Here is a 16,020-nt window from a genome sequence, read left to right on the forward strand (position 1 = left end):
AGTAAATATCCAATTCAAAATGAATGGAGGTATAATCCCCAAATTTAATGCCCCCAAAGCAATGTTTGGGCACGTTTTGAAATGTTTGTTACACTAAAGCCCCCCGTTAGCTTATAGATAGGTAACCATAAGCCCATAAGCTGCTATTCCTAAAACGCCTAACAAAATAAGTACAGCACTTTTTATAAAATCTGTCTTTCCTTTTTTCCAGTTTACGACACTTGTGGTAAACCAACTAATAAATACCATAGTTGCACCAATATGCTGAATCAATCCAATCGCTAGGATATTTCCAGAAAGTGATAGCAAAAAGCCTATGACTAGTAATCCCACACAAAAAAGTGCTAAAGGTTTTTTAAACTCGCTTTTAAATTCTTGTCGTTCTTCCTCATCCATTTTAAAATATGCATTTGTAAGAAGGATAATCGGTATAACCCATATTAAAATAACAAATAAAACCTGTATCACTTCGTATGCCCCAATCTATCATGTTTTGCAATCTGGTCCGTTAGTTGAAGTATAACCTTCCCAAACCCTCGTTTGGGAACATTAACACTGTAAATGCTCATTTTTACTGACTGGTCCCTAATATGGTTATTTAATGATCGTTGGTTGAAGCTGATGTAAAGCACCAAGATATTGCGAAGCTGTGATAAAACATATGAACGTTAATAATTCATCCTTCTTTTCTTTAGTTAAATATTTATCTAAAACATTTGTAACAGAAGGAGAAGTTTGTCCCTTTGATTGAAGAAAAGCTTCCGCATATCCAGTACATACTGCAGTTTTTTCATCATATAATTGTGGATTAGGTGTCCCTTTCACTTTACAATACAGGCAGCCATTAACTTGTGCTAATGTTTTCCGTACTTCTTCTTTCAATTGAGCAGATAGATAGTTATCTTTTTCAAGTTCTACGCTAATATTTCTCCATAACAGTTTTACGGTAGGATTGAAATTTAATAGTTTTTGAAATGGTGTCATTTTATTACCTCCAAAAGAATGATAATTTATTTTACCAACTCAAAATTAAATTTTACATTTGAAATTTAAAGTATTAATATAAAAGAACTTTAAAAATTGGGGGAATTTTTAAGAATGGATTTAATTGATGAGCAAATTATAAAAGAACTTTCAATGAATAGTCGATTATCAATGAGTGAATTAGGTCGACGTGTACATTTAAGTTCACCAGCAGTAAAAGAACGTGTACTACAGCTAGAGGAGCAAAAAATTATCACGAAATATACAATTGAATTGAATAAAAAGAATTGTGGTTATCCAATTAGTTCAATTATCGAGGCTACAATTAAAAATACATTGTATGAAGATTTTAAAAATCATATTGAAAAGCAACATAATATCGATTTTTGCTACCGAATTGCTGGAGCTGCATGTTTTATGTTGAAAGCGAACTTTGCTACGTTTGAGGAGGCAGAATTATTTATCGACGGTTTAATCCCATTTGCACATACGAAAACAAATTTCATTTTTTCTAAAGTTATTTAGTCCCTAACATTGTAAATCTGCATGGTGCAATCCTTATTACACAATCGGGCGCTATTTTTTGAATAAACCTTAGATTTTTAAATGACTTTATAGATATATTTTTGATTACAGTGAAGTAACGTATATAGAAAATTAAACAACTATATTTTAACCCCGTCCTAAATTTAGAACGGGGTTATTGCTTGTTTGGCTTTTTAAATTAAATTACTTTAATGATAGGTCTGCCTAATTGATTTTAAACCCAAACACTTTCAACTATCCCGTTCTCAATTTCTTCAATTTTATTGTCTCGAAAAGGAAAATAAATTGAATATAAAAAAAGCGTGTTTTGATCATTTTTTCAAAACATGCTTTTTCGTTTTGCACTTTTATCAAGGTTTAATAAGTTACTGGTCTAGCTCTAAAGGTAAAAAGGCATATTCTCCGTCCTTAAAAATCTCACATTTACGAATTGGAATAGGATGTTTAAAAATGGGCCCATCTAGTACTGTGGTATGGAACTCTCCACCTTCTCCGCAGGGGTCAATACCACGAGCTTCAAGCTCCTTCACGTATTCATGAGTTAACGTTCGCCCTAAATCGTCCTCTCGCATTCCAAGTGATAAATTTACTGTTACAATAATCGTTACAAATCCTAAATTTATGAACTCTTCGACAGCTTCATGATGGTTCATTTCCCATAAGGGCATTCCAAGCTTTAATCCAGCATACTTCGTAACCTTTTCATGCCAACAGCCATGTGCAGGCATATCTAAGTCTCCAGTTACTAACACTTCTGATCCTTGATTTTTAGCCTTTTCTAAAAGACTTATAAATACTTTTTCATAATCTCTCCAACTTGCAGCTGCAGTATATACGGGCAAACCTATAGATCTAGCTTGGGCATGTATGAGTTCCGAAGACATTCCATGAGATCTAGAACGTTTTCCTTCTTCCTCCAGCATGACGATCAGTCCAACCGCTTCTCCAACCATCATTGCTTTATATAGAGCTAAGGCACTATCCTTTCCTCCGCTAAAAGAAGCTATATATTTTTGCCCGTGAGCACTATTTTTCCAATCCATTAATTCTGCCATTTATATCTTTCCCCTGTAATTTAATGACTTTTTCACAATTCGTGTTATTAGCCAATATCATATTTCATATATGAGTTTTCATAGCTCTAATTGTTTGTTTAATTTTATCACGATTGGACCTTACAGATAGCCTATTATTGCATCCTGATAGAAAAAAATTGAAATTGTAATGATGAATAAAAGAGAAAATCATCTCAATAAAACTACTTCATTCGACAGAGACCTGTATTCATATAGTGTGGGACAGGACAAAGTTAATTTTTCTTTGATTATAAACAGATAAATTAGGGTATAAAGATATAGTAGCAAAATGTTTTTTATTATCATGATTATAAGCAATGTATTTTAGTAATTGATTAAAGGGGAGGATTTATTTTGGCAGAGAACAAAGACAAACATGTTGCAAAAAAAGAGGATGGGGAACGTGAAATTCTAACTACTCGTCAAGGACATCCTGTAAGGGACAACCAGAATATCCGTACAGTAGGTAACCGTGGACCAGCGACTTTAGAAAATTACCATTTTATTGAAAAAATTTCGCACTTCGATCGTGAAGAGGTTCCTGAACGTGTAGTACATGCACGTGGTTCAGGTGCTTTCGGTTATTTTGAAACTTACGGTAAGGTTGGAGATGAGCCTGTAGAAAAATATACCCGCGCAAAAGTCTTTTCTGGTGCCGGTAAACAAACGCCACTTATGGTGCGTTTTTCTACAGTAGCAGGTGCAAAGGATTCACCTGAGACTGCACGCGATCCACGTGGCTTTGCGGTGAAAATGTATACGGAAGATGGTAACTGGGATCTTGTAGGGAACAATTTAAAGATTTTCTTTATTCGTGATGCGATGAAGTTCCCTGATATGATTCATGCTTTTAAAGCAGATCCGGCTTCCAACGTACCGAATCCACAGCGTATGTTTGATTTTGTTTCACGTTCACCGGAAGCGACGCATATGATTACGTTCCTATTTTCACCTTGGGGGATTCCAGCGACATACCGCCATATGCAGGGTTCAGGGGTTAACACATATAAATGGGTTAATGAAGAAGGGAAAGCTGTACTTGTGAAGTATCACTGGGAACCAAAACAGGGCATCCGTAATTTGACACAAGAAGAGGCAAACTCCATCCAGGCTACAAACGTAGGACACGCTACTCAAGACTTGTATGAAGCAATTGAACGTGGTGAGTATCCAGAATGGGAGCTGTTCGTTCAGATTATGGAGGACGACTATCATCCAGAACTGGATTTTGATCCACTTGATGATACAAAACTTTGGCCAGAAGACAAGTTTCCTTGGCTGCCTGTAGGTAAAATGGTACTTAACCGTAATCCGGAAGACTTTCATGCAGAAATCGAGCAGGCTGCATTCGGTACTGGTGTTCTAGTAGACGGTATGGACTTTTCGGATGATAAAATGCTGCAGGGACGTACATTCTCTTACTCAGATACACAGCGTTACCGTGTAGGCTCAAACTATTTGAAATTGCCAGTCAACGCACCAAAGGTACCGGTTCGGACAAATCAGCAGCGTGGTCAGATGGATACTCGTGATCCGAAAGAATCCGGCGAAAGCCCACATATCAATTATGAACCGTCAATGATTGGTGGCTACCGTGATGCAGGGGATAAAGCATATCCACCACATCAACCGTCTTATAATGCGGCATTAATGAGTGAGCCTATTGATCGCCCGAATAACTATGGCCAAGCAGGTGAAACGTACCGCAGTTTTGAAGACTGGGAACGTGATGAGCTTATAAATAACTTATCGGATGCTTTGGCAATCTGTGACAAGCGTATTCAGGAAGCGATGTTTAATCACTTTACACAGGCTGATGAAGATTACGGCCGCCGTGTGAAGGAAGCGACTGAAAAGAAAATGAAAGAAATTGAAAAGATGGCTCAGGAAGGTAAATTACCGGGCAGAGAGTCAGGAATTTCTAAATATGGTCAGGGTACGATCGCTGCGAATGAGGCAACAAAAGATGCAGTGAAGAAGAGCCATGAGGCAGACCCGTATTAATGATTTAAAAGAACACCTGGATGAATGACTTTGATTTAATCTAAAGTTAAATTTAGATAGATGTAATTGGCGAAATTAAAAGACTTAGGTTTGGTATTACACCAGGCTTAGGTCTTTTAATTTTATGGCGGTTGGCAGTGGAAGCTATATGAATCGAAATTTAGCAAAATGATTGCAGAGTTTGAAAGTGTTCTGAAATAAAATTTACACGTAGCAATCAAACAATGGGGGAATAGCATGAAAAGGATACTACTGACTGTATTATTAAGTTTTTTATTAGTTGGTTGTTCAGATGTATATAGTGAATCAGATTCGAGTCCCATATTAGATAAAGAGTTTATAGAAGCAAATGCAAAAATAGGTCAAACTAAAGATGAAGTAGAAGAAATATTCGGAACAGAATATTTCGCTGGGGAAGGCGAATTCGAGACCAATGAAGTATGGGTTTACGATAAAGTGAACGATGATTTCGAGTATGAAAAAAGTATACAAAGAGTCCCATTTGATGCAATTAGAGAAGGAAATGTGGATTATCAGTTATATATAAATTTTGTTGAGGATGAAGCATTTATGTATCTGTACATTTACAGAGGGGAAGATGGGGAACTTTGGCAGTATCAAGTAAATCCAGATGGAACGACTCAAGATAAAAAAATGTAGCGATGATGAAATACGCATAAAAGCGCTCAAATTTTTTCTGAGCGCTTTTACTTCTTTTTATATGGCTATTACTCATCCCTAATTTACTGGATGAAAAGATTCTAATAAAGCCTTCATTTCTTCGAGGGATATTTTTTGACTCACGACCTCATATATATAATCACCTTTCATGCCTATAAACTTGGCGCCTAAAACATCTTTTAATTCATAGCTTTTCCATTCAATGCCGTTTAACGTGAACAGTTCAAGTTGTTTTCCTGTAATCACATCGAAATTATTCGAAGGACGCATAAAGGAATCCTGGTGATAAGCGGTTACGTATACTATTCCCGCTTCATTTTTGGGAATATACGTAAGGTAAGCGTGGCTGAATTTTTCTTCAAATTCCATATAGGAAGCTGAAGATATTTCAAGATCGGGATGCGTGAATTCATACAGGAAAGGCAAGTCCTTTCGCATTAAATCTACTATAGCTTCCGTATCTTCTTTATTGGTATCTACAGCTTCTATTTTTTCTTCTTTTGAATCAAGCTCAGGCTTTTTTCCATAAGGAACAAAAGGAGTATAACCATCTAAGTTTGGCACAAAATCTTGCGGATCAATCGGTATATTCACTTCCAAACTTTCAGGATGGAGATAGCCTGTAAGTTGACCGTCCGCATCATACGTTTCATATTTAACTAAGATTCCAGTATCTTTATCTACCCAAAAGCGAAAAGTGTCAGTAGTTCTTTTCATTTTGAATCTATTTATCACTTGCTCATCCATTTTTCCATATAAAACAATGGTATTATGACCTAACAATTCTTCGTTTTGTTTTTCTATATCCCAAAGCTCTGTATTTCTCAAGTAACTTGCTGTGATTTCATAGGGAAACAAAGAATTTCCGCCAGGGGAAATTTCCGGAGTTTCCCTAAAATTGGCTTTATCTGAATAAATGTCTTTCAATTCTAAATTAAACGCTTCCTCTGGCGTAATCGGATCTCGTGTGGGTGTCGATTGATAGTCCAGAACTTTATATGTGTAATTTATATTTTGTTTAAGCCAGACCTTTTCTTCATTATAAATAAATTCGTTTATAAATTCCTCATACCCCGTTTCCTTGTCATCAGATTGAGGGGTATTTTTCTGATAACCACCAATTTCATTTTTTATACTTATTTTGTACTCAGTCACTGACTTACTATCTGAATCATCATTATATATTGAATAGTCTTCGAATTTTCCAGTAGCTGTGTAAAAATAATCCACCGTATTTAAGAGCTTGGTAACCACATCTTCTTTTGTCATATCTTCATATGATTCTTCTTGTGCGGGAGGTGTATAGAAGTTGGTTTCAACTTTGGGGCCAGGTGGAACATCTCCCTTGTTGGTATTTAAACCTGCCGTCTGCTCTTCACGTGAGAAAATTTCCATCTCCGTAGTAACATAATAGCTTGTGCCTACAAAAAACAGACACGCTACAGCTATTGGTAATAGATAATTCAACGTTGGCTTGATAGGGAACTTCTTTTTCCTTTTGTATATAACCTGCCTTACGTTTTCTTTCTGTTTCGCATCGAAGTGAATGTCCTTTAACACAGTTTTGTTCATAGTCTCTACGATTTGTTTAAACATGTCATCCATGTTTGATGCTCCCTTCTAGTAACTTTTTTAACAACAGGCGCGCCCTATGTAATCGAGACTTTATCGTTTGTATACTCAAATTTAATAAATCTGATATTTGGTTATATGACATTTCTTCATAGTAATATAAAATAATTACTTCTCGATACTTCACGGGTAAGGAAAGTATTTTTTCTGCAACTAATCGCCTTTCCTCTAGACCGACTAATTCCATTTCAGGTGATTTATTTGTACTCTTTATTTTTGTGAAAAATTCAGTAAGTACGATATTTTTAAAAGACCAGCTCCTTAACTTATCTTTACATAGGTTCACCGTAATACGGTATAACCATGTTTTATAAGTAGATTCATTCCTAAAGTTGTCTAAGTTCTCGAAGCACTTAATAAATACTTCTTGCGCAATATCTTCTGATAGTTGCTTCTGCTTAGTATAAGTAAATGCTAAACGAGCTATATTTTGGCCGTATTCATTCAACAACCATTCAATTCTCTCCTCTTTATTTAACTCACTTACTTCTACTTGTTCTAGCACTCGTTCAAGCATCCTCCTCACCCTTTCAATTATTAGACGGAGCAAATCTAATTTGGTTGTAAAAAAATTACTGTTGTGAAATATTAAAACATATTGACCTCTCTGAGGGTAGGGGGCGGAAATAGAGGAAGAAATTCCGCTTTAGGGTTTCAGGTTTGATTTCAGGTGCTTTCCTGGGATAAAAGGATTGCCCCCTTTTTGGCGTTTTTTGAAGGGCTATCAAAGTAAGATAGAGAATAAGCATTATAAGTCAGTGGGGGTGTATTTATGTTGAAAAAAAGAATCCTTTTAATCTTCGCAGTAATTTTATCGTTTGCAACTGCAGGCTGTAAGGAAGAGGAGTCCATTGGAAAAAATGAAAAAGTAATTAAAAACAATTGGAATGAAAGTTCACTTTTTGAATCAGGCGGTTACACAATGATTGGAGAAGAAGGTCGATTAGGTTTTATTTACGATGATAGCGAAGTAGTTAGGTTCTATCCTGATAAAGAGCAAAAGTACATGTGGCATTTTTGGGGGGAAGAACAAGAGTTAGAAGGAGAACTAAAAGTTGTAGCCACACATGAAAATGAAGATGAAGAAATCTTCGTAACCAGTGGCGGACTAGGTGGTGCTAATAATGGCGCAGACAAACACGCCCCATCTAACATGGCATTACCTAAAAGTGGAATATGGAAGTTAGATGCTTATATAGGGGAAAGCCTATTTGGAAGTGTATATGTGAAAGTTCATGAAAAGTAATTTAAATTTGTTTGAAAATCACTGTGAAATATTAACAGTAGCTCAATTGAAAAGTTATTAGATTTAAATTCGTGCGCCTTCTTCTAATATAGAATCATTATAGTTAGCTAATATAGGATATCCTTTTTTATACAAAAGGGTATCCTTTTAAAATTTTTACTTATTTCTAAAAAATGTACACCTCAATTCGAAACATAATTAGTAATACCGCATAAATTTATGTGGTCTTGCTATAATCGATGTCAAAACTGGTGCTAAATGTTCGCATAATATCAAACACAGAGGTATGGAAATTTATGCTAAAATAAATTGATGAGTTGTGAAAAAATGTGCTTAAACAAACGAGATAAGGGGGATTTAAGTTGAAAATTATTAAAATCATCCTTGCTTTAGCTGCAATGGGAATATCAGCATATGGCTTAATTACAAAAGATTTTTCGTATGGTCCAATATCATCTTTACTACTTGGTATTTTCTTTGCACTTATTGGAATAGAGGAATTTAAAACGAAAGGTAAAAATAGCTGGGCAATGTTTTTTATGCCCGTATCTTTGATCATTATCGTGATGACTCTTTTTAGTTTCTAAGTATATTTAGCAAGGAGTGGCGTACATGAATAAACGTGGAACTGGGGTTGCTTTTATAGCGATAGCTGCATTTTTATTTTCTGCAAAATATATTAGTGCAGCAATCTTTGGTTCGGGTGTTTTAAGTTGGAACGACGAATTATTTAATGCCATGCTAACCTATGTAGAAAGCCCTTTAAATGTAAGTAGCATTGTTGCTTTAATGATAGGTATTGCTTATATAGCCTGGGGAGAATATGAAGAGTTTAAAAGTAAAAAGCAATAATTAATGGCCGTTAAGATATAGAAATTCTTTATAAAGAAAAGGTTGGTGAAAGAATATGAAATCAATACTCAAAATACCGATGAATCCAATTGCTAATCTTAAAGAAGAGCTGAAAAAAATGACACCTCTTTCAATTGCACTTGGACATGACAACGATGTATTTGTTCTGCTGAGGGAGGAGCAAATTCCACTAATTGGTGGTTCCTTCCCTGCAACTGTTACGGAAAAAAGCTATAGATATCAAGTCGTTCATCTAAAAGATGGACAAAAGAAAGTGCTGGATTTGCCGGAAGAGACATGGAATTATCATCACATACAGCCGATAGATGACGGACACATTCTACTTGTATGCGCGCGGTCGTATTACCATGATGCTCAAAATATTGAAGAAAACTCACGAGTCTATGATGAAAATGGTTGTTTCATCCGATCCTTTTGTTTAGGGGATGGTATTGAGCATGTATTCGTAACAAAGAATCAAGAGATTTGGACAGGATACTTTGATGAAGGCGTTTTCGGCAATTACGGCTGGAAGGATCCGGTTGGCAGTAGCGGGCTAGTTGGCTGGGACGCGTCGGGTGGTAAGATGGATTCGCTTGAAGAGGATACGGAATATTATATTTTTGAGTGTTTAGCGTTGAATGATGTACCTAATGAAGGAATTTGGTTTTTCTTTAGCCTGGAATCGATGATTGGTGTACGGAAAGAAGGTCTCACAAAGTATTATCCAACTGAAGATATGCATTTTCATGCATTTGCGGTAAAAGGGGAGACAATCATTGCGTACCAAGGGAGAGGGGAACATGCATTTTTTGAGTTACAACGTGAAGGCAATGAATATAAGACGGTCCGTAAACTCGAACTAATGAAACCAAATGGTAAGCCTCTCGAACCGCAATTAGTGAATAACCGTGAGAATAAGTTGCTGTTTTTGGACGGGAATGAGCTGTATATTTATGAATTGAAATCCGATGTGTGATGGTTATCGCTCAGTAAATGAGACGTTTCAGTACTTAAAAACAGAAGTGCAACTATTATAGTTATTAGCATTTGGGAGCAATTGTTATGCTAGAATCAGCTATATTGTTGAATAACGCGAGTGGGATAAAGTAAAGAAGTTCAATTAAATTAAATATACAATTATGTGGAATGATAATGAGAATAATGTAAAAATACCGACATACCTTCTTAATGGGAGGCGGTATTTTGAAAAAAGTCCTAACAGGCTTTGTTGTGTTATTACTCATAATAACGGCATCTAATATGATACTTAAAAAAAGTTCAAATAAAACAGCATCTGTAAATACCGAAGCAATAGAAAGTACATTAGTTAAAAGTATGGAAGAAACAAAAGCGGAAAAAAAGAAATTAGAGCAATTTTTAACAAAAAGTGCTAAGGAACTAAAAGATAATGGGTTTAAAGTTGGTTTAGGTTTTTCACATGAAGAACGAAACGTAACTGTGCAGGTTCAGAATAAGGCATTTTTAGAAGCCAATAAAACAAACATTGAAAAGATCATCCATAACATGGCAAATATGATTGGGTTTCAAAATTATACGGTAGATTTTCTTGTTCTCGATAACTATCCTGCATTAAGTGAAGAAGATGAAAAGCAAAGGGAAACTATGATGCAAGTAATTGAAGAAATTTCGGCTTTATTAAAGGAAAAGGGGTGTCCGTCTAATTCAATCTCAACTAATTCCAATAATGAAATCCTTATTGAAATGCAAGGAATGAAGGAAGATTTCGGGAAAAGTAAAGAAATTGAAGATCTCGAAAAAATCATCGATCAAACGATTCTCTCAAAAATGGATTTAGAATATACGGTTAAGATACAAAAGAAAAGCGAAAGTGCGATACGTGATCAACAATGGCAACCAATCTTTAGTGCGATAAGTGAAGAAACGAATAAGAGGTTTAAGGAATATCGGGGGTTTGCCTACTCATTCCACCCTGAGCCATTACAAATTATAATTAAAACTAACATCCATTCATCTAAATGGTTCGGGAATTCAGATAAAAAGATAAATCAAATTACAGAGTATGTAGATAAAATCATAGAGTTGAAAAGAGAAGAGTTATCGATTGAAGAAATTCCATACGAAATTATTATTAGGGATAAAAATGATAGGGAAATCAAACAGTAAGATTTAGGTCAATATTATTTTCTAAAGCTTTAGCTCTTTTAAATATTTATGTTATTCCATTAAAGGGCGTGATTCTTCAATAAGAAAATCGCGTTATTCCGTTATAGGACCATATTGTTGAATAACATTTTTTCTGGAGTGATCCTAATTTAACTAGTATGTAGAATCAAAAATATGAAACGCTACCAAAGTGTTATTTGGCACATATTCTGAAATTATTGCAATATTCAAAACAAAAAGTTAAAATAGGAACATAGGTTCTTATCTGGAGGCGCTAATTATGGAATTACAATCGTTCAATCAATCATATCAACATTTAATTAACGAATATCAATTAGTTGAAAGCCAGCTGAAATTTACAGGGCACCCACGTGAATGTTTAAAACTAGCAAGTAATAGTAGAACGCCTATATTAGCAATCGTTGAAGGAAAGCTTGTAACATATTTTGATTTACATCAGCAGGAAGGAGTAGCACCATATTCGGATAATAGTAATGCGATTTTAGTACGTGCTTTTTCAACAGAGGTTAATGAACAAGGGAAAGGCTATGCAAAGCAGGCATTGCAGTTACTACCCGCATATGTACAAAAGAATTTCCCTCATATTAATGAAATCGTACTTGCTGTTAATGTTGCAAACACTGCTGCCCAAAATCTTTATAAGAAGTGTGGTTTTAAGGATTACGGTGTGCGCCGTCAAGGGCCTAAGGGTGAATTAATTGTGATGAGTTTCTTAATCTAAGAGGATTAGTGAGATCAGCAATCAGGCGCGATTCAAAAGTAACTTTAAATAGAAAAAGAGCAACGCTATAAAAGAGGTTGCTCTACTATGTTGGTAAGTATTTTTGTTTTTAAAATAGAAAATCCTTGCCGTTCTTGTCTTGGATTAGTAACTCATATACCTGATTGTCTATCTTTATTTTTACTTCTTCACTATTTAGGAATTCAGTAATTCTTTCATGGATTTTGTTCACTGCCTCTTTAGATTCAGTATGTGATGAGTTCATGTTCAGCTTGATGGTAATAGACACTTTTTCAGGGTTGAAGGTATAACTAATGTTATCTACCCGGTACTCTTTTTTTAGGTATAATTCTTCTTCAATACTTGTAATTACGGGCATCTACTTTGTCTCAAGTTCTTCAACCGAAACATCTTTTGTTATAATCTGTACACTTTTCAATGAACCGTTTGAATTCAAGAATTCACTCGCTACTGTGTTAATTTCTGCTTTCTTAGCTTCATCAGTAACCGGTATATATACTTTGATGATAGGTGAGTATGCGTTAATATCCAAAATCGTATAGCCTGCTGCCTGCAAGTCCGACTTCAACTTTCCGCCTATTTCTCCCCTTTGATTAAATACCTAAGATAGCTCGGGTGATATTTCATTCGTCTTAGAAATCATTAACTCGTAGTTATCATAACCTTTTTTCGAAAATTCCGAAAAAATAGCTAAAACCTTGTCCTCTTCTTGATGACGTATTCTTCCGTTCCTTTCAGCTGTATGTCAAATAGTGTCATATCCTCCCATTTGCTCATACCGACTCCTGCCGAGTTATATCCTTCTTTCTCCAACACATCTGTAATTACTATTTAGAACGGTTTTTGGAATACTATGTCCTACATATGGGATTTTTGAAACCATTTAGGATAACCCCCTTTTTTGTTTTTACCTTATAGGCGATGGCGGAGGAGCTTGGGATGCACAATCTGGAAATTAAAAAGAATAAGATTATGAACAGCTCGCTTTTCGAATGAAATAATAGTTAGTTTCAAAAATTAACTTTTTGTTATTTTACAGCACATATGATTTTTATTGCCAAAATCTGGTTTGCGTAGTAAGTTTAACGAAAAGATTGGTTAATCAATCAAAAATAGGTAGAACAAAATGAAAGAGACAATTGAAGAAAAGTGAAAAGAGAAAAGATGTTTTAGAGGTGGCGACTAAATTATTCGCAGAAAAAGGAAACGAAGCCAGTGCTATCTTATAGGTATATTAATTGAAGAATATAGGGGTTTATACAGATTTAAAATATTGAGAGTGAAATGTATCTTAACTCACTGAAGGTCAAATTCATTAACAATTGAAAGGGTGAGTAAGTTGAAATTTAATTATAAAATTACAGGCGTAGGATGGGCTATATGCGAAATACAGACAGCAAATGAATCGTTAATTTATAGAGCGAGTTATCTTTCTGATGCTTTAGGCGATTTGTTAAATGCTTTAATGTCGCTGAATTCTGATATGAATACAGAATTTTATGGCGATGAGATGAATTTTAGTTGGTATCAAGAACCAGGATTAACAGAGTGGCATATCAAAGCGTTTGATCTAAAAAGTAACGGAGAAAACCTACACTTTAAAATCAACCAGTATGTAGACGACACTGAAAAAGGTGAGCCAGAGACTACATCAGCATTTGCGTGCAATTATGATGAATTTGTATATTCGGTAGTAGAAAGTTTGGACCGTCTGATGCAAAAATTTGGCTTAGTAGGTTATCAGGCAATATGGGTTGATTCAGATTTTCCAGTGGTCGCCTATTTAAAGTTAAAGCATTACGCTATTCACAAATCAGCTTTTCCATTTGTTGATGGAAAAAATGGTACTCTTAAAACAATGACAAGTATGGACTATGAAATGAAATTGCTCACGACGGATTTAAAAGATTGTTAAAGGAGTAGGGTGTTGAAGGGGAATTAGCTTCCAGGTGTATAAATGTACAACTGACTATAATAAGTAGATAAAACAGGCTCGATTCCACGTATAGAATCGAGCCAGTAAAATAAACCAACTAGCAGAAATGCAACCTATATACAGACATCGCACTGTGTAGAAATCGCTAATTTAGACTTAGTATAAGGCAAAGTAATTATGCCCTTATATAGTAATCACCACTTTACCTTGTGCATGACCTTCCTGAAAATATTTGAATGCCTCAGTTATTTCACCTAGATTAAACCGCTTATCAATTATTGGTCTTACTTTATTAGTTTTAAGTAATTCTTTTAAATCATTTAAGTCATTTTGATTTGCTCTTTGCAACAGGCTACTTAATTTTTTGCTTCCAACCATTGAAATAAAAGGACCCAGAAATAATGTTTGATAAAGTTGAGACTCGGAACCTCCTACGTGTACAAAATTCCCGTCTTTTTTTAATACTCGTGTATAATCTGAAAGGGAATTCGAGCCATTCACGCCAAGGACCAAATCAAAATACCCCTGATGTTGAGTAAAATGCTCTTTTGAATAGTCAATGACATGATCAGCTCCTATCGAACGTAATATTTCAACGTTTCTTGTACTACACACACCCGTTACTTCAGCACCGAATGCTTTAGCAATTTGTACCGCAAAAGTTCCAACGCCACCAGAGGCACCATAGATTAATACTTTATGTCCCAATTTAAGTTTACCTTTATCACGTAGTCCCTGTAAGGCAGTTACACCAGCCATAGGTGCAGCAGCTGCTTCCTCAAAGGAGATATTAGTTGGCTTAAAGGCTAAGGCATATTCGGGTACGGCAACATATTCAGCAAAACCTCCCCAACCACAACCAGATAAGTCGCCAAATACTTCGTCTCCTACTTTGAATAGTTTAACCTCTTTCCCTACAGCTTCAACTGTACCAGCTATGTCACCACCTGGAATTGAGTATTTTGGTTTCGTTAATCCGAAGGCAAATCGGGCTAAGAAGGGTTTGCCTTTCAAAAGAATTAAGTTCCCAAAGTTTAAGGATGCTGAATGAATCTTAACCAATACTTGATTCTCAGCAGGGTAAGGCTTTTCAACCTCTTTTAATTCAAGGACATCAGGTGAACCATATTTATTACATACGATTGCTTTCATAAAAATCCCCTCCACATTCGTCTTTTTGGTAACTAAATAATAACAAGGGGGTAAATATCGTTCATTGACTTAAGTTAATTTGCAAAGGATATTATAAATTTTCCAAGGGATAGGAGGGATTTGGTTCATATTAGTTGGCTAGATAGTCTTCAGTGAATTATTGCTAATAAAGAGATGAGATGATTAAGAAAGGAAGAGGGTATCAATTTTAATAACTGTTTTTCATTCGCTTTTTAATTCTACTTAATGATTCAGGTGTAATTCCAAGATAACTGGCTAATTGATGTTGTGGTACACGTTCAATTAACTGAGGGCGTTGTCTTAAAATGATATTGTATCGTTCTTCTGGAGAAGAGCTGATAAATTCACATAATTGATCTTGCATTTCACCAAGGTTTATTTCCATCATTTTTCGTATCATCATTTCAAGTTGTGGATATTTGTTAAACATCGTACTTTCTGAAGTAACATCACCAACAACTAATATACTATCTTCAACACAGACTAATGAATACTTTGACAGCTCTCCTTGAGTCTTTTCGTTGATTATTGGTATAGCTTCTTCTTCAGTAAAAAAATTTGATGTTACCTCTTTACCTGATTCATCTACAAAAAACTGCCTAACACACCCCATTAATACGAAATAACATTTAATATCTGAAATATTTCCTTGCATAAGAAGGTATTTTCCTTTTTTATATTTCCCAATCTGTAAACTTTCAGCAATTGCTCGCTGTTCATCTTCGCTCATCGAAGTAAAATCAGACATATATTTTTTGAGTATATCAATCATATATTCTCTACCTTTCTATTGAAACAATTAAATGTATTTTAATCTATTCAACACTTTTATACATTACCCCTTCATAAGAAAAAGCAATGCTTTTGGATTCAACATTCAACAATCGGGCGCTTTTCTTGTATATGATGAAAAGGCACAAAGATTTTGAAGGCCTGAAACACCAACTACAAATTTACAAACATTTCGGCTGCCACTCAT

General features: G+C 35.2%; 19 protein-coding genes and 1 pseudogene. 10 read left to right on the plus strand and 10 right to left on the minus strand.

Annotated features, from left to right (window positions below):
* Positions 1 to 111: 111 nt before the first annotated feature.
* Both MHB58_RS08645 and MHB58_RS08650 read right to left on the minus strand, forming a co-directional pair.
* Positions 112 to 468, minus strand: a complete 357-nt coding sequence (locus MHB58_RS08645; protein WP_340735049.1) for a Fe3+-siderophore ABC transporter permease — start codon at positions 466 to 468, stop codon at positions 112 to 114.
* Between the two features lie 126 nt (positions 469 to 594).
* A complete protein-coding gene (locus tag MHB58_RS08650) occupies positions 595 to 984 on the minus strand; it encodes a carboxymuconolactone decarboxylase family protein (RefSeq protein ID WP_340735050.1) in 390 nt (129 codons plus the stop codon).
* A gap of 114 nt (positions 985 to 1,098) precedes the next feature.
* On the opposite strand from MHB58_RS08650, the gene MHB58_RS08655 reads away from it, so the two are divergent.
* Positions 1,099 to 1,509, plus strand: a complete 411-nt coding sequence (locus MHB58_RS08655; protein WP_014824001.1) for an Lrp/AsnC family transcriptional regulator — start codon at positions 1,099 to 1,101, stop codon at positions 1,507 to 1,509.
* 238 nt (positions 1,510 to 1,747) lie between these two features.
* Here MHB58_RS08655 and MHB58_RS20290 read toward each other — a convergent pair.
* Together MHB58_RS20290 and MHB58_RS08660 are read right to left on the minus strand one after the other, a co-directional pair.
* A pseudogene (locus MHB58_RS20290) lies at positions 1,748 to 1,819 on the minus strand (3-hydroxyisobutyrate dehydrogenase); the annotation flags it as partial.
* A gap of 76 nt (positions 1,820 to 1,895) precedes the next feature.
* Entirely contained in the window at positions 1,896 to 2,585 is a 690-nt protein-coding gene (locus tag MHB58_RS08660) for a Dph6-related ATP pyrophosphatase (protein ID WP_340735051.1), read from the minus strand.
* 375 nt (positions 2,586 to 2,960) lie between these two features.
* Between MHB58_RS08660 and MHB58_RS08665 the strand changes: the two genes are divergently transcribed.
* Both MHB58_RS08665 and MHB58_RS08670 read left to right on the plus strand, forming a co-directional pair.
* The gene (locus tag MHB58_RS08665; RefSeq protein WP_008408902.1) at positions 2,961 to 4,610 is read left to right on the plus strand and encodes a catalase; all 1,650 of its coding nucleotides are present in this window, start codon (positions 2,961 to 2,963) and stop codon (positions 4,608 to 4,610) included.
* A gap of 237 nt (positions 4,611 to 4,847) precedes the next feature.
* Positions 4,848 to 5,270, plus strand: a complete 423-nt coding sequence (locus MHB58_RS08670) for a PhoU family transcriptional regulator (RefSeq protein ID WP_340735052.1) — start codon at positions 4,848 to 4,850, stop codon at positions 5,268 to 5,270.
* A gap of 78 nt (positions 5,271 to 5,348) precedes the next feature.
* Here MHB58_RS08670 and MHB58_RS08675 read toward each other — a convergent pair whose 3' ends face one another.
* A complete protein-coding gene (locus MHB58_RS08675; RefSeq protein ID WP_340735053.1) occupies positions 5,349 to 6,896 on the minus strand; it encodes a hypothetical protein in 1,548 nt (515 codons plus the stop codon).
* Positions 6,889 to 7,428, minus strand: a complete 540-nt coding sequence (locus tag MHB58_RS08680) for a sigma-70 family RNA polymerase sigma factor (RefSeq protein ID WP_340735054.1) — start codon at positions 7,426 to 7,428, stop codon at positions 6,889 to 6,891. The genes MHB58_RS08675 and MHB58_RS08680 overlap by 8 nt, the downstream gene beginning before the upstream one ends.
* Before the next feature lie 267 nt (positions 7,429 to 7,695).
* Here MHB58_RS08680 and MHB58_RS08685 point away from each other — a divergent pair, with 267 nt between their 5' ends.
* From MHB58_RS08685 to MHB58_RS08710, 6 genes are all read left to right on the plus strand, one after another.
* The gene (locus MHB58_RS08685; protein WP_340735055.1) at positions 7,696 to 8,169 is read left to right on the plus strand and encodes a hypothetical protein; all 474 of its coding nucleotides are present in this window, start codon (positions 7,696 to 7,698) and stop codon (positions 8,167 to 8,169) included.
* A 362-nt stretch (positions 8,170 to 8,531) separates the two neighbouring features.
* Positions 8,532 to 8,756, plus strand: a complete 225-nt coding sequence (locus tag MHB58_RS08690) for a hypothetical protein (protein WP_340735056.1) — start codon at positions 8,532 to 8,534, stop codon at positions 8,754 to 8,756.
* Positions 8,757 to 8,781: 25 nt separating this feature from the next.
* Positions 8,782 to 9,021 carry a hypothetical protein gene (locus MHB58_RS08695; RefSeq protein ID WP_340735057.1) on the plus strand — a complete coding sequence of 80 codons (240 nt, stop codon included), beginning with the start codon at positions 8,782 to 8,784 and terminating at the stop codon, positions 9,019 to 9,021.
* 55 nt (positions 9,022 to 9,076) lie between these two features.
* Complete coding sequence (locus tag MHB58_RS08700) at positions 9,077 to 10,000, plus strand: hypothetical protein (RefSeq protein WP_340735058.1); 924 nt, start codon at positions 9,077 to 9,079, stop codon at positions 9,998 to 10,000.
* A 227-nt stretch (positions 10,001 to 10,227) separates the two neighbouring features.
* Positions 10,228 to 11,169, plus strand: a complete 942-nt coding sequence (locus MHB58_RS08705) for a hypothetical protein (RefSeq protein WP_340735059.1) — start codon at positions 10,228 to 10,230, stop codon at positions 11,167 to 11,169.
* A gap of 280 nt (positions 11,170 to 11,449) precedes the next feature.
* Complete coding sequence (locus tag MHB58_RS08710; RefSeq protein WP_340735060.1) at positions 11,450 to 11,911, plus strand: GNAT family N-acetyltransferase; 462 nt, start codon at positions 11,450 to 11,452, stop codon at positions 11,909 to 11,911.
* A gap of 109 nt (positions 11,912 to 12,020) precedes the next feature.
* Here the strand turns inward: MHB58_RS08710 and MHB58_RS20295 are convergent, their stop codons facing one another.
* Positions 12,021 to 12,290 carry a DUF4030 domain-containing protein gene (locus MHB58_RS20295; protein ID WP_445683148.1) on the minus strand — a complete coding sequence of 90 codons (270 nt, stop codon included), beginning with the start codon at positions 12,288 to 12,290 and terminating at the stop codon, positions 12,021 to 12,023.
* A complete protein-coding gene (locus MHB58_RS08715; RefSeq protein WP_340735061.1) occupies positions 12,291 to 12,500 on the minus strand; it encodes a hypothetical protein in 210 nt (69 codons plus the stop codon).
* 771 nt (positions 12,501 to 13,271) lie between these two features.
* On the opposite strand from MHB58_RS08715, the gene MHB58_RS08720 reads away from it, so the two are divergent.
* Positions 13,272 to 13,847 (plus strand): hypothetical protein, encoded by a 576-nt coding sequence (locus MHB58_RS08720; RefSeq protein ID WP_014823988.1) that lies wholly within the window; start codon positions 13,272 to 13,274, stop codon positions 13,845 to 13,847.
* Positions 13,848 to 14,051: 204 nt separating this feature from the next.
* Here MHB58_RS08720 and MHB58_RS08725 read toward each other — a convergent pair whose 3' ends face one another.
* Positions 14,052 to 15,020 (minus strand): NAD(P)-dependent alcohol dehydrogenase, encoded by a 969-nt coding sequence (locus tag MHB58_RS08725; protein WP_014823987.1) that lies wholly within the window; start codon positions 15,018 to 15,020, stop codon positions 14,052 to 14,054.
* Between the two features lie 208 nt (positions 15,021 to 15,228).
* A complete protein-coding gene (locus tag MHB58_RS08730; RefSeq protein ID WP_340735062.1) occupies positions 15,229 to 15,813 on the minus strand; it encodes a Crp/Fnr family transcriptional regulator in 585 nt (194 codons plus the stop codon).
* Positions 15,814 to 16,020 lie beyond the last annotated feature (207 nt).

The organism is Solibacillus sp. FSL K6-1554, assembly GCF_038005185.1.
In the GTDB taxonomy this organism is placed as follows: Bacteria; Bacillota; Bacilli; order Bacillales_A; family Planococcaceae; genus Solibacillus; species Solibacillus silvestris.

What these genes read in the sequence shown, in the direction of transcription:
- MHB58_RS08650 (WP_340735050.1), bottom strand. Translation starts at nt 984, where the DNA reads ATGACACCATTTCAAAAACTATTAAATTTCAATCCTACCGTAAAACTG.
- MHB58_RS08655 (WP_014824001.1), top strand. Translation starts at nt 1,099, where the DNA reads ATGGATTTAATTGATGAGCAAATTATAAAAGAACTTTCAATGAATAGT.
- MHB58_RS08660 (WP_340735051.1), bottom strand. Translation starts at nt 2,585, where the DNA reads ATGGCAGAATTAATGGATTGGAAAAATAGTGCTCACGGGCAAAAATAT.
- MHB58_RS08670 (WP_340735052.1), top strand. Translation starts at nt 4,848, where the DNA reads ATGAAAAGGATACTACTGACTGTATTATTAAGTTTTTTATTAGTTGGT.
- MHB58_RS08675 (WP_340735053.1), bottom strand. Translation starts at nt 6,896, where the DNA reads ATGGATGACATGTTTAAACAAATCGTAGAGACTATGAACAAAACTGTG.
- MHB58_RS08685 (WP_340735055.1), top strand. Translation starts at nt 7,696, where the DNA reads ATGTTGAAAAAAAGAATCCTTTTAATCTTCGCAGTAATTTTATCGTTT.
- MHB58_RS08695 (WP_340735057.1), top strand. Translation starts at nt 8,782, where the DNA reads ATGAATAAACGTGGAACTGGGGTTGCTTTTATAGCGATAGCTGCATTT.
- MHB58_RS08700 (WP_340735058.1), top strand. Translation starts at nt 9,077, where the DNA reads ATGAAATCAATACTCAAAATACCGATGAATCCAATTGCTAATCTTAAA.
- MHB58_RS08710 (WP_340735060.1), top strand. Translation starts at nt 11,450, where the DNA reads ATGGAATTACAATCGTTCAATCAATCATATCAACATTTAATTAACGAA.
- MHB58_RS20295 (WP_445683148.1), bottom strand. Translation starts at nt 12,290, where the DNA reads ATGCCCGTAATTACAAGTATTGAAGAAGAATTATACCTAAAAAAAGAG.
- MHB58_RS08725 (WP_014823987.1), bottom strand. Translation starts at nt 15,020, where the DNA reads ATGAAAGCAATCGTATGTAATAAATATGGTTCACCTGATGTCCTTGAA.
- MHB58_RS08730 (WP_340735062.1), bottom strand. Translation starts at nt 15,813, where the DNA reads ATGATTGATATACTCAAAAAATATATGTCTGATTTTACTTCGATGAGC.